The sequence below is a fragment of the Rheinheimera sp. NSM genome, from assembly GCF_052380015.1.
Classification (GTDB): domain Bacteria; phylum Pseudomonadota; class Gammaproteobacteria; order Enterobacterales; family Alteromonadaceae; genus Alishewanella.
The window spans coordinates 444050-464348 of sequence record NZ_JBQTCI010000001.1 but is presented as its reverse complement, the minus strand read 5'-3'; the positions used below and the strand labels follow the sequence as shown (position 1 = coordinate 464348).

Annotated in this window: 21 protein-coding genes; 10 read left to right on the top strand and 11 right to left on the bottom strand. The window is 49.5% G+C overall.

Annotated features, from left to right (window positions below):
• The first annotated feature begins 168 nt into the window (after positions 1-168).
• The 7 genes from ACTZWV_RS02085 (at position 169) to ACTZWV_RS02055 (ending at position 8725) form a co-directional block, all read left to right on the top strand.
• A complete protein-coding gene (locus tag ACTZWV_RS02085) occupies positions 169-2346 on the top strand; it encodes an LPS-assembly protein LptD (RefSeq protein WP_444784942.1) in 2178 nt (725 codons plus the stop codon).
• Between the two features lie 11 nt (positions 2347-2357).
• Positions 2358-3647 carry a peptidylprolyl isomerase SurA gene (gene surA, locus ACTZWV_RS02080; protein ID WP_444784941.1) on the top strand — a complete coding sequence of 430 codons (1290 nt, stop codon included), beginning with the start codon at positions 2358-2360 and terminating at the stop codon, positions 3645-3647.
• Positions 3647-4642 (top strand): 4-hydroxythreonine-4-phosphate dehydrogenase PdxA, encoded by a 996-nt coding sequence (gene pdxA, locus ACTZWV_RS02075; protein ID WP_444784940.1) that lies wholly within the window; start codon positions 3647-3649, stop codon positions 4640-4642. Before surA ends, pdxA begins: the two co-directional genes overlap by 1 nt.
• A complete protein-coding gene (gene rsmA / locus ACTZWV_RS02070) occupies positions 4635-5447 on the top strand; it encodes a 16S rRNA (adenine(1518)-N(6)/adenine(1519)-N(6))-dimethyltransferase RsmA (RefSeq protein WP_444784939.1) in 813 nt (270 codons plus the stop codon). The genes pdxA and rsmA overlap by 8 nt, the downstream gene beginning before the upstream one ends.
• Positions 5444-5821, top strand: a complete 378-nt coding sequence (gene apaG, locus ACTZWV_RS02065; protein WP_444784938.1) for a Co2+/Mg2+ efflux protein ApaG — start codon at positions 5444-5446, stop codon at positions 5819-5821. Before rsmA ends, apaG begins: the two co-directional genes overlap by 4 nt.
• A complete protein-coding gene (locus ACTZWV_RS02060; RefSeq protein ID WP_444784937.1) occupies positions 5821-6621 on the top strand; it encodes a symmetrical bis(5'-nucleosyl)-tetraphosphatase in 801 nt (266 codons plus the stop codon). Before apaG ends, ACTZWV_RS02060 begins: the two co-directional genes overlap by 1 nt.
• Positions 6622-6712: 91 nt before the next feature.
• Positions 6713-8725, top strand: coding sequence for a methyl-accepting chemotaxis protein (locus ACTZWV_RS02055; RefSeq protein WP_444784936.1), 2013 nt, complete (start codon positions 6713-6715; stop codon positions 8723-8725).
• 57 nt (positions 8726-8782) lie between these two features.
• Here ACTZWV_RS02055 and ACTZWV_RS02050 read toward each other — a convergent pair whose 3' ends face one another.
• The 5 genes from ACTZWV_RS02050 to rplU all read right to left on the bottom strand — a co-directional run bounded on the left by ACTZWV_RS02050 (position 8783) and on the right by rplU (position 11638).
• Positions 8783-9157 (bottom strand): DUF3718 domain-containing protein, encoded by a 375-nt coding sequence (locus ACTZWV_RS02050; protein ID WP_444784935.1) that lies wholly within the window; start codon positions 9155-9157, stop codon positions 8783-8785.
• Positions 9158-9224: 67 nt separating this feature from the next.
• Positions 9225-9722, bottom strand: a complete 498-nt coding sequence (folA, locus tag ACTZWV_RS02045; RefSeq protein ID WP_444784934.1) for a type 3 dihydrofolate reductase — start codon at positions 9720-9722, stop codon at positions 9225-9227.
• A gap of 9 nt (positions 9723-9731) precedes the next feature.
• A complete protein-coding gene (cgtA, locus tag ACTZWV_RS02040; RefSeq protein ID WP_444784933.1) occupies positions 9732-10889 on the bottom strand; it encodes an Obg family GTPase CgtA in 1158 nt (385 codons plus the stop codon).
• Between the two features lie 167 nt (positions 10890-11056).
• A complete protein-coding gene (rpmA, locus tag ACTZWV_RS02035) occupies positions 11057-11314 on the bottom strand; it encodes a 50S ribosomal protein L27 (RefSeq protein WP_305552087.1) in 258 nt (85 codons plus the stop codon).
• Positions 11315-11329: 15 nt separating this feature from the next.
• Positions 11330-11638, bottom strand: coding sequence for a 50S ribosomal protein L21 (gene rplU / locus ACTZWV_RS02030; RefSeq protein ID WP_068233856.1), 309 nt, complete (start codon positions 11636-11638; stop codon positions 11330-11332).
• A gap of 211 nt (positions 11639-11849) precedes the next feature.
• Between rplU and ispB the strand changes: the two genes are divergently transcribed.
• Entirely contained in the window at positions 11850-12821 is a 972-nt protein-coding gene (gene ispB / locus ACTZWV_RS02025) for an octaprenyl diphosphate synthase (protein ID WP_444784932.1), read from the top strand.
• A 60-nt stretch (positions 12822-12881) separates the two neighbouring features.
• Here the strand turns inward: ispB and mdh are convergent, their stop codons facing one another.
• Entirely contained in the window at positions 12882-13820 is a 939-nt protein-coding gene (mdh, locus tag ACTZWV_RS02020; RefSeq protein WP_444784931.1) for a malate dehydrogenase, read from the bottom strand.
• 187 nt (positions 13821-14007) lie between these two features.
• On the opposite strand from mdh, the gene argR reads away from it, so the two are divergent.
• Complete coding sequence (argR, locus tag ACTZWV_RS02015) at positions 14008-14475, top strand: transcriptional regulator ArgR (RefSeq protein WP_305552084.1); 468 nt, start codon at positions 14008-14010, stop codon at positions 14473-14475.
• Positions 14476-14488: 13 nt separating this feature from the next.
• Here the strand turns inward: argR and ACTZWV_RS02010 are convergent, their stop codons facing one another.
• The 3 genes from ACTZWV_RS02010 to ilvC form a co-directional block, all read right to left on the bottom strand.
• Positions 14489-15412 (bottom strand): Dyp-type peroxidase, encoded by a 924-nt coding sequence (locus ACTZWV_RS02010; protein ID WP_444784930.1) that lies wholly within the window; start codon positions 15410-15412, stop codon positions 14489-14491.
• A gap of 609 nt (positions 15413-16021) precedes the next feature.
• On the bottom strand, positions 16022-16453 hold the full coding sequence (locus tag ACTZWV_RS02005; RefSeq protein ID WP_305552082.1) for a methylglyoxal synthase: 432 nt from the start codon (positions 16451-16453) through the stop codon (positions 16022-16024).
• Positions 16454-16611: 158 nt separating this feature from the next.
• Positions 16612-18093 carry a ketol-acid reductoisomerase gene (gene ilvC, locus ACTZWV_RS02000; protein ID WP_444784929.1) on the bottom strand — a complete coding sequence of 494 codons (1482 nt, stop codon included), beginning with the start codon at positions 18091-18093 and terminating at the stop codon, positions 16612-16614.
• A gap of 158 nt (positions 18094-18251) precedes the next feature.
• On the opposite strand from ilvC, the gene ilvY reads away from it, so the two are divergent.
• On the top strand, positions 18252-19148 hold the full coding sequence (gene ilvY, locus ACTZWV_RS01995; RefSeq protein ID WP_444784928.1) for an HTH-type transcriptional activator IlvY: 897 nt from the start codon (positions 18252-18254) through the stop codon (positions 19146-19148).
• Between the two features lie 18 nt (positions 19149-19166).
• Here the strand turns inward: ilvY and ACTZWV_RS01990 are convergent, their stop codons facing one another.
• Both ACTZWV_RS01990 and sspA read right to left on the bottom strand, forming a co-directional pair.
• Positions 19167-19580 (bottom strand): ClpXP protease specificity-enhancing factor, encoded by a 414-nt coding sequence (locus ACTZWV_RS01990; protein ID WP_444785637.1) that lies wholly within the window; start codon positions 19578-19580, stop codon positions 19167-19169.
• 5 nt (positions 19581-19585) lie between these two features.
• The gene (gene sspA / locus ACTZWV_RS01985) at positions 19586-20224 is read right to left on the bottom strand and encodes a stringent starvation protein SspA (protein WP_305552079.1); all 639 of its coding nucleotides are present in this window, start codon (positions 20222-20224) and stop codon (positions 19586-19588) included.
• Between the last annotated feature and the right edge of the window lie 75 nt (positions 20225-20299).

Genomic DNA, 20299 nt, shown 5'->3' with positions numbered 1-20299 from the left:
GCAGGAATTCTAAAATTGATTTATCATAGCCAGTCTGCTGTTTGTATAACGATATTCAACCTAAAGTAAGGCAAGAGTGGCTGCATGAAGCATGGGTTCGCTGGAGTATGTTTTTTTCTGATGGTGGCGGCCTGCCCTTTGGCTTTTGCACAAGATCACGCGGCAGCAATGTGCTATCTACCCAGCCCCCTACCTGTCGCACTGGATGGCCTGGATGCTGATGACCCCTCCGTGCGCATTACCTCTGATCAGGTTAACCTGACCGATAACCAGCAAGCTGCGTTTAGCGGCAACGTACAAATTGGCTACCGCGACACCCTGTTATTGGCGCCCAGAGCGAACTTCAGCAGCGCTAAGCAGAGTATGGATGCAGACGGTGGTATTGATTACTTTAACGATGCCCTGCAGGTTAGTGCCAGCCGCTTCAGCGCCGATTTGCAGCAAAACAGCGCCAACCTGAACGACGCCAGTTATCAATTCCGGCAGCAAGCGGGCCGCGGTTATGCCGCTGAGTTAACTGCGTCCAAGCAACAAGTGGTACTGAGTAATGCATTGTTTACCACCTGTCCGACAGCAGACAACAGCTGGGCGCTGCATGCCAGCGAAATTAATATTGAGGCCGATGAGGGCTGGGGCGAAGCCCGTCATGCAGTGTTTAAAATTAAAGACATTCCGGTGTTGTACCTGCCCTACCTGACTTTTCCGGTGAATGAACAACGCCGTAGCGGCTTATTGCTGCCCAAGTTTGGCAGCTCGCAAAAACTGGGCATCGATATTGAGCAACCCTACTACTTTAACCTGGCCGAAAATTACGATTTAACCCTGACGCCGCGTTATATGAGTAAACGCGGCAGCCAGCTTAAATCTGAGTTTCGTTATTTGACTGAACAGCATCAGGGTAATTTTCAGTTGGAATACCTGCATTCCGACAATGATAAAGCGGATAATTTCGGCAGCCGCTACCTGAGCCACTTGAGTCATTTAACTGATTTTACTTCCGAAGTGCGCGCCTCTATCGACTTTACTGATATCAGTGATGATGCTTATCTGAGCGAGTTAGGTTCAGACTACAGCAATCAAAGCGACACTCAACTGTTACGCGAAGCAACAGTAAGCTATTTCGGCGAGCAGGTTAATTCACACCTGAGAGTGCAAGGTTTTGAAATTTTGGGTAATTATGACAAAGCTTACAGTGCCTTGCCTGAAATCAGCGTAGCCTCTGCCAAGCCGCTGGCACTGCTGCCCGGTGTCAATTTTGCCTGGCAGGCGCAATATGCCCATTTTCGCAATGACAGTGCCAATGTCACTGATGCCGACCGTATCCATCTTGAACCCGGTATCGAAATACCCTTTATTACGCCGGCGCTGGAGCTGACGGCACAAGCCAGTTTACTTTACACCTATTATCAGCAAAGCCTTAGCGACAACAGCGGTGCCTTAACATCGACAGCCAGCCGCACAGTACCGAAAGTCCGCCTGCACTCGAAGTTAAACCTGGAGCGGGAGTATGACTGGTTTGGCGAAAGTGGCCTGCAAACTTTCGAACCGCAAGTGCAATATTTGTATATACCCTATCGTGATCAAACTGCTATCGGGCTATATGACACTACCCGGTTGCAGGATGACTATTATGGCTTATTCCGCATTAACCGCTACTCCGGGCTGGATCGCATTAACGAAGCCAATCAGCTCACCGTAGGTTGGACAACGCGGTTTTACGATAACGTGGATAACGAACTGTTCCGCTTTAGCCTGGGGCAAATTTTCTTTCTGGCTGACCCCACCATTCAACAGGATGAACCGGACGATTTAAGTTCTGCAGAATCCATGCTGGCGGCCGAGCTGATCTGGCACTGGTATCGAAAATGGTATTTCAGCAGCGCCTTACAATATGATATCGACAGCGAGCAGGTCATAAAAAGCAATGCTTCATTGGATTACCGGGCCAGTGACAAAAGTATCTTTCAGTTGAACCATAGATACAGCCGTGCAGTCTCAGGTCTGCAGATCCAGCAACTGGGCATGCTGGGCACGGTGCCGGTAGCAGACAACTGGCAGCTGGTTGGCGCTTACTATCGTGATGTCACGAATCATCGTATGATAGATGCCAGCTTCGGTGTGCAATATCAGTCTTGTTGTTGGGCTGTACGCCTGGTGGCCAAACGCCAACTGCTGACCGATCTTGAATTGCCGATAGGTGATTTCACCCTGGCAAGTCAGTTAGACACCAGTATAGGTCTGCAGTTTGTGCTTAAAGGCTTTGGCGACAGTGCCGGTTTTGGCGTGTCTGATATGCTGTCCAATGGTATCTTTACCTATCGACGGCCGTATTTACTTACTAATTAATGCAGGAATTTATGAAGTTATCTCAAATTATCGCGACCGCACTTTTATGTTGCGCCAGTGTACAAGCCGCAGCGGCTGAACGCGAAATTGACAGAGTGGCCGCCGTTGTTGATAACAGCGTAGTGCTGCAAAGTGACGTGGACGATGTTGTTAACCGGGTTAAACGTAATGCAGCGGCACAGCAGCAAACCCTGCCGTCAGACTCAGCTTTACGTACCCAAGCCATAGAGCGGCTTATTCTCACCAGCTTACAGCTGCAAATGGCGCAGCGCATGGGTATGCAAATCAGTGATGCCCAGTTAGATGATACTATCCGCAATATTTCGCAAGGCGAAAACCTGTCACTGGAAGCATTCCGGCAGCAGGTGGTAGCAGAGGAAGGTGACTACGAGCGCTTTCGCGAACGGCTACGTGAAGAAATGATTACCGGCGAAGTGGTGCGAGCCAACGTGCAGCGCAGGGTTTATATCAGCCCGCAAGAAGTTGACAGCGTACTCAAGCTGATGGAAGAGCAAGGCGCCAGCAACGAACAATACAATCTGGGCCATATTTTAATTGCGATCCCAAGCCAGGCGACAACAGACGATATCAATGCCGCGAAAGAGCGCGCGGATAAAGTAATGGAACTACTGCGTGACGGTAGCGACTTTAAACGCATCGCTATTGCCTCTTCTTCCGGCTCCAATGCGCTGGAAGGCGGTGATTTAGGTTGGATGAATATTAATGAAATGCCAACGCTGTTCTCCGAAGCCATTCGTGGCCGTAAAAAGACCGATATGATTGGCCCTTTACGTTCCGGTGCCGGCTTTCATATTCTAACTATCTTTGATATTCGCGGTGAAAACGTGGCCGATATCAATGAAGTTAAATCACGCCATATTCTGATCAAGCCGTCGATTATTCTCAGTGAAGAACGCGCCCGCAGCATGCTGGCAGAGTTTGTTACCAAACTCAGAGCAGGTGAAGCTGATTTCGCTGAGCTGGCCAAACAACACTCTGAAGACCCGGGTTCCAAGCTGAATGGCGGCGATTTAGGCTGGAGTGAGCCCGGAGTCTTTGTACCGGCGTTCAGAGATACCCTTAATCGTTTGCAGCCAAATGAAATAAGCGAGCCGTTTCGTACCGAACATGGTTGGCATATTGCCCAGGTGTTGGACAAGCGCACCGTAGATGCTACGGCAGATAAAAAACGTGAACAGGTTTACCGCATGATATTTAACCGCCGCTACAACGAGGAAGCCAACAACTTCCTGCGTGAGCTGCGTACCGAAGCCTATATTGAAGTAATGGCAGAAGACTGATGACATTGCGTCTCGGCATTACTCCCGGCGAACCGGCAGGCATAGGGCCGGATCTGGTTATCGCCCTGGCGCAACAGGAATGGCCGGTTGAGCTGGTGGTGTGCGCTAATGCAGCCTTACTAACCGACCGCGCGGCGCAACTTAATTTGCCGCTGCGCCTGGTGCCTTATAACCCGGCACTGCCGGCAGCTCCGCAGCGTGCCGGCACCCTGACCCTGGTAGACTTTGAGCTGGCAGAGCCGGTTGTTACCGGCCAATTAAACGCCGCTAACGGCCATTACGTGGTAGACACCTTGCGTTTCGCCGGTGAAAAATCGATGAGCGGTGACTTTGCCGCCATTGTCACCGGTCCTGTGCATAAAGGTATTATTAATCAGGCCGGTATTCCGTTTAGCGGCCACACCGAGTTTTTTGCCCTGCAATCTAATACGCCTTATGTAGTGATGATGCTGGCAACAGAAGGCCTGCGGGTTGCCCTGGCCACCACGCATATTCCGCTGGCCTATGTGGCGAAAGCCATCACCCGCGAGCGTCTGCTGAAAGTTATCAGTATCCTGCATCAGGATTTACAACAAAAATTTGCTATTGCGCGGCCGAAAATTTACGTCTGTGGCTTAAACCCGCATGCCGGCGAAGACGGCCATCTTGGCCGCGAAGAGCTGGATATTATCATTCCGGCCCTGAACGAGTTGCGCGCTCAGGGCATGACACTGATAGGCCCGTTACCGGCCGATACACTGTTTCAACCTAAGTATCTGAATGATGCTGATGCGGTGCTGGCGATGTACCATGACCAGGGCTTGCCGGTACTCAAACACATGGGGTTTGGCCGTTCGGTCAATATCAGCTTGGGTTTACCGCTGATCCGCACCTCGGTCGACCACGGCACTGCGCTGGACTTAGCCGGCAGCGGCAAAGCTGATGCCGGCAGCCTGTTCCATGCCGTTAACCAAGCCATTAGTTTGGCCACTAAAACGACGACTCTTAATGACTGATAACGTACACCAGGGCCACCGCGCCCGCAAACGCTTTGGCCAGAACTTCCTGCACGATCCTCAGGTAATTGGCCGTATTGTTAAAGCCATTGCTCCTAAGCCAGATGATATCCTGGTAGAAATTGGCCCGGGTTTAGGCGCGCTGACAGAGCCTGTCGCCGAAGCCGCCGGCCATTTAACTGTGATAGAGCTTGACAGAGATCTGGCGGAGCGTTTGCAGCAACATCCGCAACTGGCGGATAGGCTCACCATTCATCAGGCGGATGCGATGAAGTTTGACTTCACCAGCCTGACCAGCAGCACGAAAAAACTGAAGGTCTTTGGCAATCTGCCGTATAACATTTCAACGCCGCTGCTATTCCATCTGTTTCAATATGCTGATTTAATTGAAAATATGCATTTCATGCTGCAAAAAGAAGTGGTACAACGCATGACGGCTGTGCATGGCAGTAAAGCCTTTGGCCGCTTAAGTGTGATGACGCAGTACTATTGCACAGCGATGCCGGTGGTGGAAGTGGGGCCGGGCGCATTTAAACCGGCACCTAAGGTGGAGTCGGCAGTGGTGCGGTTAATACCTAAAGCAGTATCAGCCAGAGCCTTGGTGTCGGCCGAAAGCCTGAATCGGGTCTGCCTTGAAGCCTTTAATCAGCGCCGTAAAACGCTGCGCAATTGCTTTAGCAATATTGCTACTGCAGAAGACCTGCTGCAACTGGGGCTGGATCCGGGCCAGCGTCCGGAGCAACTGGCAGTGGAAGACTTTGTCCGCATTGCACAGTGGCTGGAGCAAAAAGAGTCGCAGCTATGAGTTCACATTACAACGTACCGGTTGAAGTAGAAACCTTTTATATCGCCGCGCAATCAGACCCGACCGCAGAACGTTACGTGTTTGCCTACAGCATTACTATTCGCAATCATAGCAATGAGACTGTGCGCCTGTTACGTCGCTATTGGCTGATCACCGACGCAAATGGCAAACAAACCGAAGTAGAGGGCGAAGGCGTCGTCGGTGAACAACCTCTGCTGGCCCCCGGCAGCAGCTATCGCTATACCAGCGGCGCGGTGCTGGAAACACCGGTTGGCACCATGCAGGGCCACTATGAAATGGAAACCTCACAGCAAGAGCGTTTTAATGCAGCTATTCCGCTGTTTCGTTTGGCCATGCCCAACATTCTTAACTGATGGCCACTTACGTAATAGGCGACTTGCAGGGCTGCTATGATGTGTTGCAACGGCTGTTACAACGCATCAATTATAACCCTGCACAGGACAAACTCTGGTTCTGCGGCGATTTAATTGCCCGGGGCCCGCAGTCATTGCAGTGTCTGCAATTTGTAAAAAGCCTCGGCGACGGCGCCGTAACTGTGCTGGGCAACCATGACCTGCATTTTATCGCTTGTTACTATGGCTTTAACACCGTTAAAGCCAAAGATCTGTTACAACCGCTACTGGATAGCCCGCAGTTAGATGAGCTGGTGCAATGGCTTCGCCAACTGCCGTTACTTTATATCAGCCCGGATCAGCGTTACCTGCTGGTGCATGCCGGCCTTGCACCGCAGTGGTCACTCAATGACGCCTTAACATTAACCAGCGAAGTGCAGCAACTGTTACGCGATGACCCGCACACATTACTTAGCGTTATGTATGGCAACCAGCCCGATTCTTTTGCCGCCGGCCTTAGCGCAGAGCAACGTTGGCGCTTTACTGTTAACAGTTGCACCCGGATGCGTTTTTGCCGTGAAGATGGCACACTGGAGTTGAAAGAAAAGGGCCACCCCCGCTACCAGACCGCACTGGTGCCCTGGTATGAATTCTGGCGTAATAAACCGCATCCTGAGCTGTTTTTTGGCCATTGGGCGGCATTAAACGGCTATAGTCCTGTGGCAGATATTCATGCGTTAGATACCGGCTGTGTCTGGGGCAATGCGTTGACCGCTTACTGCATAGAAACACAACAACGTTATAGTGTGGCAGGCCTGTAGCAATCGCTGTATAATTGCACGCTTTGGCCAGACTTGAGAAGTTATTCATCTTACGTTAAGGTGAACATCAAGCTAAAAATCGGGAGTTATTATGAAGTTAACCGTTGCATTGCGGGTGATCGGTGGGTTCGGTATTATTTCACTGCTCCTGCTTATCATAGGTGTGGCTTCCTATGTCAGCCTGAACAATATCAGTACGTCGACCGCCGAAGTAAATCAGGTATCCATTCCGGCACTGGAAAACAGTGCTCTGATGCAAAGCGAATTCGTTTCCATGAGTAAGCTTAGCTTACAGGCATTTTATGCCAACACTTTGACCGAAGTGGCGACACTGAAACAACAATTCTCTGATCAACAACAACGTTATCAAAAGGCTTCAAACACCCTGGCAACAGCGGTGCAAAACGAGCCCACATTAAAGTCAGCTGCAGCAACAGTGGCACAAGCCTATACTGACTTTACCCCGGTTACCGCCAAACTATTCAGTCAGTTGGAAAACAATCTTAGCTTACGTGACACCATAGACAGTAAATTATCTGACTTGGAAATGAATGCAGATGATATGGCGTCACTGATCCTTGATTTTACTGACGTACGTGACGTACAGCGGCGTTTTCCCCGCTCTTACCAGGCCGCTACCAGCATAGAAACCGGTATCAATACCCTTATCAGTAATGTGGTAGATTTAAACCGCACCACCTCTGATACAACCGCTAACACCATCAGCAATGAAATTGCCTTTCGCCTGAAAGATTTGAATGAGCAGTTTGCTGTTATCCGCACAGAAACCAACGGCCAGGTTAATCTGGTGGCAGACCTGGAAGAAAAAATAGCTGAAATTAATAACTTGCTTGACGGCAGCAACAGCATTCCGGGCTTAAAGCTACAACGGCTGCAACGTACTGCAGAGGCAACAGCCTCTTTAGCTGCAGCAGAAGAACAAACCGCCAGCGCCATGGCCAGTTTGCAGCGTTTGTTAAGCCAGGCCAGCGCCGCCGCAGAGCAGATTCAGCAGGATTCCGTTGCACAAGTGTCCAACGCCATCACCTTGATTTTTGTTGTGGTGCTGGGATCAATATTACTATCGGTGGTTATCGCCACGGTAACAGTGCGCAGTATCTCCATGCCACTGGCCAAAGTGAACCAAATTCTTGGTGTGGTTGCCTCCGGTGATATGACACAGAAGCTGGACGACAGCGCTAAAGACGAGTTTGGTGAACTGGCGCGTAACTGCAACAAAGTTATTGCTAACCTGCAGCAACTGATTCAGGGCATCATTTCCCGCTCGACACAGTTAGCCGCAGCATCAGAGCAAACCTCAGCCATTACCGTGCAGACTACGCAGGCCATACGTGAGCAGAAGTCACAGGTTACCCAGGCAGCAACAGCTACCACAGAGATGAGCAGCACAGCACAAGTCGTACTGCAAAGTTCAAACGATGCCGTGGCAGAGATTAAGAACGCCGACAACGAAGCCGAACGGGTTAAAGGGATTTCACTGGAGAACAAAGCCATCATCGTGCAGTTGTCACAAGATGTTGAGCAAGCCTCTACCGTGATCAACAAATTACACAAAGACAGCGCTTCTATCGGCAGTATCCTTGATGTTATCCGTGGTATAGCAGAACAAACCAACCTGCTGGCATTAAATGCTGCCATTGAAGCGGCTCGTGCCGGCGAACAGGGTCGCGGTTTTGCCGTAGTTGCGGACGAAGTACGTTCATTGGCCAGTAAAACTCAGGCCTCTACCCAGGAAATTCAGGCCATGATTCAGGTGCTGCAAAGCGGTGCTCAGGCTGCGGTAGAAGCCATGAACAAAGGCCGTAAGCAAGCTGAAAACTGTGTTGAGAAAACTGAAGTCGCCACCAAAGCACTGGATTCCATCACCCATGCGGTGCATCTGGCTCACGATATGAGTGAACAAATCTCTGACGCTGCAAAAGAGCAGAATCAGGTATCACACGAAATCAGCAAGTTGTTGGAGTCAATCGTGTCTATTGCCGAAGAAACGGCCTCCGGTGCCGAGCAGACTTCTGAATCGAGCCACGAAGTAGCGCGTTTAGCTGAAGAGCTGCGTGTATCTGTCGAACAATTCAAAGTGTAAGCAGAACAACAGCAATAAAAAAACCGCCCTCAGGCGGTTTTTTTATTTAATGAAGTTTTAACTTCCGGCCCGCTCTTTCAACACGGCCAATAGCGGTGACGCCGCAAAGCCGTTCGCTTCAGCCCATGCAATATCACCGGAATCGGCGATAGCTGAGCCGGGTAACTGCTTCGCAATAAACTCACCGACATCTGCCGCATTGCTGGTAAAAGAATGCCGGATCAAGCTCTGGCCGTTACATACCACACCGTCGTATATGTTACGTAAGCGCAGGCGATAGTCACTTAATACCTTACGCAAGCGGTTCTTATCGTCCGCGGCTACGTAGTCACACATAGAAGCAGCTAACTGATCATCGGCTACCGCAGCAGGCGCTACCAGTAATGACAACGTCACTGCTGCCGTACAAAACAAAGTTGGCAATAATCTCATTTACTACTCCTCGCTGTATATAACCTGAATCATCTTAACAACATGTGCTGACAGGTGCAAATATGGCCTAAATCGTACTTTGACGCTCCAGCGTTATAAAGCGACAGGTGTATGGATTTACTGAATCTGCGTTATGGTTTGATTCATCAACCAGGCGCCAGGGCCCGAACGGCTGGTAGTCAGGAAAACATGTATCGCCTTCCGTTTCCAGCGCTATCTCGGTTAGATACAAGCGCTGCGCCAGCGGCAAACATTGCTGATAAATTTGCGCACCACCTATAACCATAACTTCCGCCTGGCCTTGTAACAGGTTTAATGCCTGCTCCAAACCTGTCACCCACTCGGCGCCTTGCGCATCAGCCGGAGGATTGCGACTGATTACAATATTACGCCGGCCCGGTAACACATGACCGATAGACTGAAAAGTCTTACGCCCCATGATTACCGGCTTACCTAAGGTAACTTGTTTGAAATGCTTTAAGTCGGCGGGCAAATGCCACGGCATACGGTTATCTTTGCCTATTACTCTGTTGGCAGCCATCGCTGCCACCATAGATATAATCATTAACGTACCTTAGCGCTGATAAATCACTTCCACATCATAATCATCGTCATCGAAGTCGTCATCATCGTCGTCTTCATCAATCACCTGCTGTGCATCGACCGGGCTATCATCCCACTTAAAGTTTACCGGATCAGCCGCTTGTTCTGCCGCCTGCTCTGCCGGTAGTAACTCAATATAATTCAGGATATCAGCCGCTAAACGCTCAGTATTGGTGCGGCTGGCGGCAGCAATTTTGAAAACCGGGCCATCCCATTCCAGTGCGGCTGTGACCTGAGCAATAACTTCGTCCAGTTCATCGTCCATCACCAGATCAAGTTTGTTAAACACCAACCAACGTGGTTTACCAGCCAGCTTCTTACTGTACTTTGCCAGTTCCTGCACTATGGTAACGGCGTTTTCCGCCGGATCTGAGCCATCTGCCGGTAAGACGTCAATTACGTGCAGCAACAAACGGCAACGCTCTAAATGCTTTAAAAACTGGATGCCCAGGCCAGCGCCATCGGCAGCACCTTCAATTAAACCGGGAATATCGGCAATAACAAAAGAGCGGTGCGATTCAACCCGCACTACGCCCAAATTCGGCACCAGGGTGGTAAACGGATAATCGGCTACTTTCGGCTTAGCGGCAGATACTGCGCGGATCAGGGTAGATTTACCGGCATTGGGCAGACCTAACAACCCGACATCAGCCAGCAACAATAGCTCAAGGCGTAAATTACGGATTTCACCCGGTGTACCGTTGGTTTTTTTCCGTGGTGCGCGGTTAGTACTGGTGGCGAAGCGGGCATTACCCAAACCATGCCAACCGCCTTTAGCGACGCGTAATCGTTGGCCGGCACGGGTTAAATCGCCCAATGCTTCGTCGGTATCGACGTCTATAGCACGGGTGCCCACCGGCACGCGCAACTCCAGGTCCTTACCGCGTTTACCGGTACAGTTTACACTGCCGCCTTTTTCACCGGGCTCTGCGCGGTGAAACTTTTCAAACTGATAATCAACCAGCGTATTCAGGTTTTCATCGGCAACCAGATAGACATCGCCGCCATCGCCGCCGTCGCCGCCATTCGGGCCACCCTTTGATATAAACTTTTCACGTAAAAAACTGATAATGCCGTTGCCGCCGTTGCCGGCTTCAACCCGTATTATCGCTTCATCTACAAACTTCATCGGGTGCGTCCTGATTAACCATATTAAATAACTACCAGCAAGCGGCTGGCATATAAGTATAACTTAGCTTGTTGCACGCTGTGCACAAAATGCCTGTTAGGTTGTATCAGGCACAATGTTTAATAAAAAACCCCGCACAAGGCGGGGTTTGTTTAAAGTCTTACAGCTTATTCGCTGACGATGCTCACAAAACTACGATTGTGCTCACCTTTAACTTCAAATTTCACTTTACCTTCAGTTAAAGCGAATAAAGTATGGTCTTTACCGATACCAACGTTGGTGCCAGGGTGGAATTTAGTACCACGCTGACGCACGATGATGCTACCAGCTAAAACTGATTCGCCACCAAAACGCTTAACACCTAAGCGTTTAGCTTCTGAATCGCGACCGTTACGAGTGCTACCTACACCTTTCTTACTTGCCATGTGTCGATACTCCTGTTACGCGCTGATGCTGGTAATTTTCACTTCAGTGAACCACTGGCGGTGGCCCATCTGTTTACGTGAATGCTTACGACGACGGAATTTAACGATTTTAAGCTTGTCGCCACGGCCATGAGTGACCACTTCCGCTACTACTTTACCACCTTCAACTAAAGGTGCACCGATACTGATGTCTTCGCCATTAGCGACCATCAACGGTGTAAATTCGATTGTTGCGCCGGTTTCTAAATCTAGTTTTTCTAGACGTAGAGTTTGACCTTCCGTCACACGGTGCTGTTTGCCACCACTTTGGAAAACCGCGTACATAGTTAACTCCGTACAAAGCACGCCATCGCTTGTTTTAAGGGGCGTGTTAATTCAATTCACAGGGCGCGAATTGTACGCAATTTCCCCTACCCCCGCAAGTAGTAATATAAAAAAGATCACTCTGCTGACAAAAGGATCCGGTTTTGCTTTGGGACTGCCCAGCCGATAGTGTAGAATTAGCGCCATTCTAAGGTTTAAGCAGTTGTTTTTCATGACGCTCGAACAGATCCAGCAGCTATCCTCTGAGGATATGACCGCTGTTAATCAGCATATTTTTTCGCAGCTAAACTCTGACGTGGCCCTGATTAATCAATTGGGCATCTATATAGTCAACAGTGGCGGCAAACGTTTACGCCCTCTGTTGGCGGTGTTGGCCGCCAGAGCACTAGGTTATCAGGGCAATGCCCACGTTACCGTTGCCGCTATTATAGAGTTTATTCATACCTCAACGCTGTTACACGATGATGTGGTTGATGAGTCGACACTGCGCCGCGGTAAACAAACGGCCAATGCAGTGTTTGGCAACCAGGCCAGTGTATTGGTAGGCGACTTTTTGTACAGCCGCTCATTCCAGATGATGGTATCGCTGAACGACATGCGCATTATGCATATTCTGGCTGACGCCACCAATATTATCGCCGAAGGCGAAGTATTACAGCTAATGAACGTTAATGACGCTGATACCACTGAACAAAGCTATATGCAGGTGATTTACTGCAAAACCGCCAAGTTATTCGAAGCCGCTACTCAATTAGCCGCTATTATTGCGCAGCAACCTGAAGCTGTGGTGAACAGCATGAAGCTGTACGGTATGCATTTAGGCACTGCTTTTCAGCTGATCGACGATGTACTGGATTATCAGGCTGATGCCACTGAGCTGGGCAAGAATATTGGTGATGATCTGGCTGAAGGTAAACCAACACTGCCATTAATTCATGCGCTGAAACACGGCACAGTGGCGCAACAGGCGCTGATCCGTGAAGCGATAGAGGAAGGCAATGGCATGGCGCAGCTTGATGCTATTATGGCCGCGTTGCATGAAACCAACGCCTTTGGCTACACCCGGCAATTGGCAGAAGCCGAAGCAGAAAAAGCCCGACAGGCTCTTGCCGCTGTGCCGGAGTCAGACTACAAGCAAGCATTACTGGCATTGGCCGATATTGCGGTATCGCGCAGCCACTAGAGTCTTTTCCGGCGGCAAATAAAAAAGGCGCCTCAGCGCCTTTTTTATTTGCAGAACAACTTAGTTATTCTTTACAAACTCTTCGCCTAAGGTGATATCGGCTTTTAACGTGCCCAACATATCATTCATGGCTTTTTGCTCATAAGCACTTAAAGTACCGATTGGCAGTAATGCCTCTACGCCATTTTTACCCAGCGTAATTGGCTGAGCGAAGAAACGGGCATACTCGCCGTTACCTTCTACATAGGCATATTCAGTTACTTTCTCGCCCTGCAAACCCTTAATCAAGGAAATACAGAAACGCGCAGCAGCCTGGCCCATAGACAATGTTGCAGATCCGCCACCGGCTTTGGCTTCAACCACTTCGGTACCGGCATTCTGAATGCGGTGTGTCAGAGATGCCACTTCGTCATCAGAGAAACTTACACCGGCAACTTGTGACAATAACGGCAGAATAGTGGTACCGCTGTGGCCGCCGATAACCGGTACTGTAATTTCAGTCGGGTTTTTACCTTTTAATTCACCGATAAAGGTTTCAGCCCGAATCACATCCAGCGTAGTGACACCGAACAAACGACGCGGATCATAAGTACCGGCCTTTTTGAATACATCAGCAGCAATAGCGACAGTGGTATTTACCGGGTTAGTAATAATACCCACCAACGCTTTCGGGCACTGTTGCACAATAGCTTCAGCTAAGGTTTTTACCACACCGGCATTAATGTTGAATAAATCTGAACGGTCCATGCCCGGCTTGCGTGGCATACCGGCAGGGATCATCACAATGTCTGCACCAGCCAGTGCAGTGTGCAAGTCTTCTTTACCGTAACCTGTTACTTTAACAGCAGTAGGGATATGGCTTAAATCAACCGCAACACCCGGTGTTACCGGCGCCAAATCATATAACGCTAAATCTGTACCTGCTGGTAAGTCTAATTTCAGCAATAACGATAATGCCTGGCCAATACCGCCGGCGGCACCTAATACGGCAACTTTCATAATTATCTCCCTTGATAACGGTTGAATGAAAACGCGCCAACAATACTGAAACCGCGTTGAAAATACAAATAGCTTAAGCCTAAAGTCTAAGCATTTTAGCGAATTTTAGTGTACTTTACTTCACAAAGTGTACCGGACAACGAACTTTGCTAAGATAGCAGCAATAAACAACAGGTAAGAGCGTGGTATGACTAAGCAAGCAAAACAAGAAGCACTGATCCAGGCGTTTAAGGCGCTGTTGAAAACTGAAAGCTTTGGTTCTCAGGGCGAAATTGTTGAAGCACTTAAAAACGACGGCTTTGATAATATCAGTCAGTCGAAAGTATCACGCATGTTGAGCAAGTACGGCGCCGTACGCACCCGTAATGCCAAACAGGAGATGGTGTATACCTTGCCCCCTGAGTTGGGCGTACCGACCACCAAAAGTCCACTGCGTCAGCTGGTGCTGGATATTGAGCATAATGATGTGATGATTATTATCCGTACCAGCCCGGGTGCGGCACAACTGATTGCCCGCTTACTGGATTCTGTCGGCAAAGCCGAAGGCGTGCTCGGTACTATTGCCGGTGACGATACCATCTTTATTGCGCCAAAGAGTGTGAAAAACATCGACTTCACACTGAGGAAAGTCACCGAACTGTTCGAAAAAGTATAACCGGAAGATCGTGTTATACTTTGGCAGACAACTCCAAAAAGCTGATTGAAGGCACAAAGAAAGCCGCACTCAGCTCAATGCGGCAGTAGTTTAACAACAGATCGTAGCCCACCCCCTGTGTTGCCAGACCAAGCCTGTTCGTTAGTTGCAGCTGCAACGCAGTCGCATCTGCGGCGAAACTCAGCTGTATCAGCCCCTGCTGTGGTAGCAAACAAAACGGCATATTCTGTTGCAGTACCCGGGATGAACTGTCCGGATCCGGCTGCATCAATGCAATATGACTGTCAGGCAACAGCATCGTGTCGGCCAATCTTTTGCCGCTGACTTTGTCGTAGCCCATGATTTCTTCCTGCTCAGACACAGCCAGTTGCTGCCAGGCTACAGCATCAAAAGCCAGACGTTGCAGATAGACATAGCTGCCGGCGGCAAATACCGGTTGCTGCGCCGCATCCACCAAAGCCGCCTGCCGCTTGGCACGGCCTTTTGGATTATAAGGCGCATCAACAAAGCCGCTCAGGTTCCGGCCATCCAGATAACGAAAACCCTGTAACTGGTCTTGTAATTCAACGTGCCCTTGCAGCATCTGCTGTACCTGCATGCTGGCAATAATGTTGACATCCAGCCGGTCTGACCGGATATGGATCAATATATCCAATGGCACAGGGGCTAAGTCGATATCCTCAGTGTTGAAATCCGGAAAGGCAGTAAGGCCGGCAGGCCTGGCATCAGGATACAACAGATCCCAAAAACTACTGCCTATAGCAACCACACCGGTTAACATGGCTTCAGAAAAATGTTCAGCAAGCCGGTCAAACAATAGCGGCAGACGGGCCAGCTTGTGCCGCAGCACCCGCTCATGCCCCTCTAATGCATTAAATAGTAAATAACTGCCATGTAAATTCGCTTCAGCACAAACACCCAGTTGCTCTCTGGCCATAATATTCCTTTTGTAACCACAGGTTTTCAGCCCGGCTGCGACATATCGCACCCTAACGGCAGGCTTTGTTGTGAGATATATCTCACAAATGAGTGAGCTTAAACGCTATTTACCCCGGAAACTCACAACAAGAAATAGTCATAAACATATGATAAATATCATAAAATGATGTAAATCTCATGTTTTACAATAATATTACACTGTGCTTTTTTCTCAAAAGCCATGCTTAAATCGCGCTGCAGAGTTCATACTTAACTCGTCAACGGATCGACCCCCTGACAGGATGACAGGGTGTAACTGCAGGACGCAGTGCTTGGCTAGGATAGCACAAGGATGAATAACAGGACACGCTCAGGACGAGCAGGCCTTTTTTCAGATTCTTCGCAGGCGCTGAGAATTGCACGGAAGATACAGGACACTCTCAGGATGAGAGCACATTATCAGGATGATAATGTTTAAGGATGACAGGATCAGGCAGGATGCCTCAGGAACACTCCGGGACGGAGCCAGGGATGATATGCTAAGGACAGTATCGACAGGATGACGAAACAGGACCTTAGGTGGCCGCGCAGTTTGCGGCCTACCTTCTTCCTTCGTACTGCTAACCGCTTACTGTTTGTCCAGCCGCTTTTGGTATACCGAAAAGTCCGGTACTTCACGCTGATAATCCTGCTGATACAAGCTGGAGTGAATAATAAAGTCTGCCGTAGCCTGATTACACGCCACCGGAATATTCCACACCACAGCTAAGCGGATTAATGCTTTTACATCCGGGTCATGCGGTTGCGACGACAACGGATCCCAGAAAAACACCAACCAGTCAATTTTCTGCTCAGCGATCATAGCGCCAATTTGTTGATCGCCACCTAACGGGCCACTGGCCAGACACACTACATCCTGCTGCAGCGCTGCTGCAACTAACTTACCGGTAGTACCGGTTGCTACCAGCTGTTTATCGGCAAAGAACGCTTTATGCGCCGCCACCCATTGCAGCAAAGCCTGTTTCTTACCGTCATGTGCAACCAGGGCTATCGTTTTCATCTTGCCGTGCTCCTGTTTCAGAAACCTTAGCTTAACGCGAAAAAAAAGCCCTGCATAGCAGGGCAAAACAACCAAGGTCCACGTATAACATCATTATTGGTCAGGTAACACGGCGGCTTTTGGCCCGGCGCATACCTTTAACCACATCATTCTTTGAGTTACTGATTTGATTCCACTATGCGTTTCATCGCTGTCATATAACCACGTAATTTTTTACCTACTGTCTCTACCGGATGCTGGCGGATAGTCTCGTTCACCGCTATCAGTTTCAGGTTATCCACGCCATTACTGCCGCTGATGCCTTTACCGATGTACTCACTACTTAAGCCATCAACCATATCTTTCAGTAACGGCACCGCCGCATGAGCAAACAGATAGTTACCGTATTCAGCGGTATCTGATATCACCACATTCATCTCATACAAGCGTTTACGCGCTATGGTATTGGCGATTAACGGCGTCTCATGTAACGACTCGTAGTATGCTGACTCTGCCACTATGCCGGCATCTACCATGGTTTCAAATGCCAACTCTACGCCGGCCTTAACCATGGCAACTAACAACAAACCGCGGTCAAAATAATCCTGCTCGGCAATCTTTTCGTTCGACACCGGTGCTTGCTCAAAGCCACTGCTGCGGGTTTGCTCACGCCAGGTCAGCAGGTTTTTATCATCATTGGCCCAGTCTGCCATCATAGTGCGGGAAAACTCGCCACTGATAATGTCATCCATATGCTTTTCAAACAGTGGTCGTAATGTTTGCTTTAGCTGCTCTGCTAAATCAAAGGCTTTGATTTTCGCCGGATTGCTCAAGCGATCCATCATATTGGTGATACCACCGTGCTTTAACGCTTCGGTCACCGTTTCCCAGCCGTACTGTATCAGTTTGGCGGCATAACCTGCCTCCACCCCATCGGCCACCATTTTATCAAACGCTAAAATAGCGCCCGTTTGTAACATGCCACACAGGATAGTTTGCTCGCCCATCAGGTCGGATTTAACTTCCGCCACGAAAGACGACTGCAGCACACCAGCCCTATCTCCCCCCGTTGCCGACGCATATGCTTTGGCAATGTCTAAGCCTTGTCCTTTGGGATCATTTTCCGGGTGTACCGCGATCAATGTCGGCACCCCAAATCCTCTTTTATATTCTTCACGTACTTCCGTCCCCGGGCACTTGGGCGCCACCATCACGACCGTGATGTCAGGGCGGATTTGCTTACCTTCTTCAACAATATTAAAACCGTGTGAGTACGCCAGGGTAGCGCCCTGCTTCATCAGCGGCATAACAGCATCAACCACACTACTGTGCTGTTTATCCGGCGTCAGATTTAATACTAAATCTGCCGTCGGAATTAACTCTTCATAGGTACCGACAGTAAAACCGTTACTGCTGGCTTTTTGAAACGACGCGCGTTTTTCGGCAATTGCTTCTGCGCGCAGCGCGTAGCTGATATTTAATCCCGAGTCCCGCATGTTCAGGCCCTGGTTTAACCCCTGGGCACCACAACCAACAATGACGATATTCCAACCTTTTAACAGCTCGCAACCGTTGGCGAATTCAGCCTTATCCATAAAGCGGCACTGCGCCAACTGGCCTAATTGCTGACGTAAATTCAGCGTATTAAAATAGTTTGTCATGATACTTCTCTAAATTCGTTGTAACCGCTCTAACCTGTTGGTGAGCATAAGCAGCACTGGTCGTCTGCTTTAATAAGCTAATACTAGTTGCTGTTTCTAGTTGCGTGAAGTGATATATTCTGAAGTCTGTATTTCATATTTTGAAATAAAGGAGTTGTATGGATATCCGTAGTGCCCAGCTGTTTCAGCATTTGGCCAGCAGTTTAAATTTCAGTAAAACCAGCGAACAAATGTATGTCAGCCCGCCAACGCTGACGCGGGTTATTCAACGGCTGGAAGAAGAACTGGGCACAGAGCTGTTTTTTCGTGATAAGCGCTCTGTTCGGCTCACTTCCGCCGGGCAACGTTTTCAACGGTTCGTCCGTACCTGGTTGGATGAATGGCATCAGCTACAAGTGGATTTGCAGCTGGCCAGCGCCGAATTAACCGGCGAAATCCGCTTATTTTGTACCGTTACGGCCAGTTACAGCCATTTGCCAGCCATCTTAGATCGCTTTCGTTTAATGTGCCCTAAAGCTGAAATCAAACTGACCACCGGCGATGCCGCCTCGGCGATAGAAAAAGTGCGATTGGATGAAGCTGATATTGCGCTGGCGGCACATCCCGTAAACCTGCCGGCCAACCTGGCATTTCGCAGCATTGCCAGCCTGCCGGTGATGCTGATTGCACCCACAATTCCTTGTAAAGTAAACGACTTATTGCAGCAAAATCCGCTTTGCTGGGACAAGGTACCGCTGATTATGCCGGAACATGGCCCGGCCCGCAGCCGCTTTGATCGCTGGCTGGCCGATATGGCCATAACCCCCCTGGTTGTCGCTAAGGTGGATGGCCACGAAGCCATGGTATCAATGGTGGCTTTAGGCACCGGTGTTGCTCTGGTAGCCGATGCGGTAGTCGTAAATAGTCCGGTGAAAGACCGCGTCAGGGCATTGGAGCTGAACTACCGCTTTGAGCCATTTGACTTGGGAGTGTGTATGCTGAATAAGCGGCTGCACGAACCGCTTATTCAGGCATTTTGGCAGGTTGCTACCGCAAAAGCGGAGATTAACCGCTAATGTTACGCCACGACTTTGCTACTTCACTATTTTTAAGTGTGACGCTCTTTTTGGCTTAGGTGGTTCAGGCGGTACAGGCTCATCTTCAAGACTATCACTGAAAATCTCTGCTTCGTCTTCTTCTTCTTCCAGCGTAAACACAGTGCCGGCGCCATTTTCACGGGCATAGATAGCTAACACTGCTGTTACTGGTATATACAGCGCAAAGGGTTTACCACCGAAGCGGGCATTAAAGGTTACCGCATCATTACCCAGTTGCAGGTTACCTACCGCAGAGGGTGCAGTATTCAGTACTATCTGACCATTCTGCACAAACTGGGTCGGCACCTTTACATCGCTGGCTGTCGCATCCACCACCAGATAAGGTGTACTATTATTATCGACAATCCACTCGTAAAACGCCCGCAGCAAATACGGGCGGTTTGGCGTCATCTTCATTAAAACTTCATTCCTCTGCGGATCTCACGCTCCACGTCGCTTAATGAAGCCTGAAACGCATCACGTTCAAAAATACGTGTCATATAATTTTTCAGCTCTTTACTGCCGGGGCCATTCAGTTCAATGCCCAATAACGGCAAGCGCCATAATAACGCCGCCATATAGCAGTCAACCAAGCCAAACTCTTCGCTCATAAAAAACGGTGTTTCGTTAAACAGAGGTGCAATAGACAGTAAGCCTTCCCGCAACTCCTGCCGTGCCGTGGCAGCGTTTTCATCGCCATTAAGAATGGCGGCAGCCTGACGGTACCAATCTTTCTCTATGCGGTACATCATTAAACGCGCCTGGCCACGTGCTACCGGATACACCGGCATCAACGGCGGGTGCGGAAAACGCTCGTCCAGGTATTCCATAATAATATTGGCTTGATACAACGCCAGTTCACGATCAAGCAAAGTTGGCAGGCTACCATACGGGTTTACTTCGTACAGGTCCTCCGGCAAATTATCTTGTGCGACCTGAAGAATATCGACAGTTACGCCTTTTTCAGCCAGTACTATACGTACCTGATGGCTGAACATGTCATCAGCAGCTGAGAACAATGTCATCACAGGGCGTTTGTTGGCAGTGATCGCCATGTCTTCCTCCGGTAAAATAAAAAACGGCAAAGGGGCGCTAAGGCCCCTGTAAACATATCTAGTTGAAATAACTAG

Coding starts and splice junctions, on each gene's coding strand:
- folA (WP_444784934.1), bottom strand. CDS start 9,722: ATGATTATATCTATGGTGGCAGCGATGGCTGCCAACAGAGTAATAGGC.
- ilvC (WP_444784929.1), bottom strand. CDS start 18,093: ATGACAAACTATTTTAATACGCTGAATTTACGTCAGCAATTAGGCCAG.
- ACTZWV_RS02085 (WP_444784942.1), top strand. CDS start 169: ATGTGCTATCTACCCAGCCCCCTACCTGTCGCACTGGATGGCCTGGAT.
- ACTZWV_RS02050 (WP_444784935.1), bottom strand. CDS start 9,157: ATGAGATTATTGCCAACTTTGTTTTGTACGGCAGCAGTGACGTTGTCA.
- apaG (WP_444784938.1), top strand. CDS start 5,444: ATGAGTTCACATTACAACGTACCGGTTGAAGTAGAAACCTTTTATATC.
- rplU (WP_068233856.1), bottom strand. CDS start 11,638: ATGTACGCGGTTTTCCAAAGTGGTGGCAAACAGCACCGTGTGACGGAA.
- ACTZWV_RS01990 (WP_444785637.1), bottom strand. CDS start 19,580: ATGACGCCAAACCGCCCGTATTTGCTGCGGGCGTTTTACGAGTGGATT.
- rpmA (WP_305552087.1), bottom strand. CDS start 11,314: ATGGCAAGTAAGAAAGGTGTAGGTAGCACTCGTAACGGTCGCGATTCA.
- surA (WP_444784941.1), top strand. CDS start 2,358: ATGAAGTTATCTCAAATTATCGCGACCGCACTTTTATGTTGCGCCAGT.
- rsmA (WP_444784939.1), top strand. CDS start 4,635: ATGACTGATAACGTACACCAGGGCCACCGCGCCCGCAAACGCTTTGGC.
- cgtA (WP_444784933.1), bottom strand. CDS start 10,889: ATGAAGTTTGTAGATGAAGCGATAATACGGGTTGAAGCCGGCAACGGC.
- ACTZWV_RS02055 (WP_444784936.1), top strand. CDS start 6,713: ATGAAGTTAACCGTTGCATTGCGGGTGATCGGTGGGTTCGGTATTATT.
- ilvY (WP_444784928.1), top strand. CDS start 18,252: ATGGATATCCGTAGTGCCCAGCTGTTTCAGCATTTGGCCAGCAGTTTA.
- argR (WP_305552084.1), top strand. CDS start 14,008: ATGACTAAGCAAGCAAAACAAGAAGCACTGATCCAGGCGTTTAAGGCG.
- ACTZWV_RS02060 (WP_444784937.1), top strand. CDS start 5,821: ATGGCCACTTACGTAATAGGCGACTTGCAGGGCTGCTATGATGTGTTG.
- ispB (WP_444784932.1), top strand. CDS start 11,850: ATGACGCTCGAACAGATCCAGCAGCTATCCTCTGAGGATATGACCGCT.
- sspA (WP_305552079.1), bottom strand. CDS start 20,224: ATGGCGATCACTGCCAACAAACGCCCTGTGATGACATTGTTCTCAGCT.
- pdxA (WP_444784940.1), top strand. CDS start 3,647: ATGACATTGCGTCTCGGCATTACTCCCGGCGAACCGGCAGGCATAGGG.
- mdh (WP_444784931.1), bottom strand. CDS start 13,820: ATGAAAGTTGCCGTATTAGGTGCCGCCGGCGGTATTGGCCAGGCATTA.
- ACTZWV_RS02005 (WP_305552082.1), bottom strand. CDS start 16,453: ATGAAAACGATAGCCCTGGTTGCACATGACGGTAAGAAACAGGCTTTG.
- ACTZWV_RS02010 (WP_444784930.1), bottom strand. CDS start 15,412: ATGGCCAGAGAGCAACTGGGTGTTTGTGCTGAAGCGAATTTACATGGC.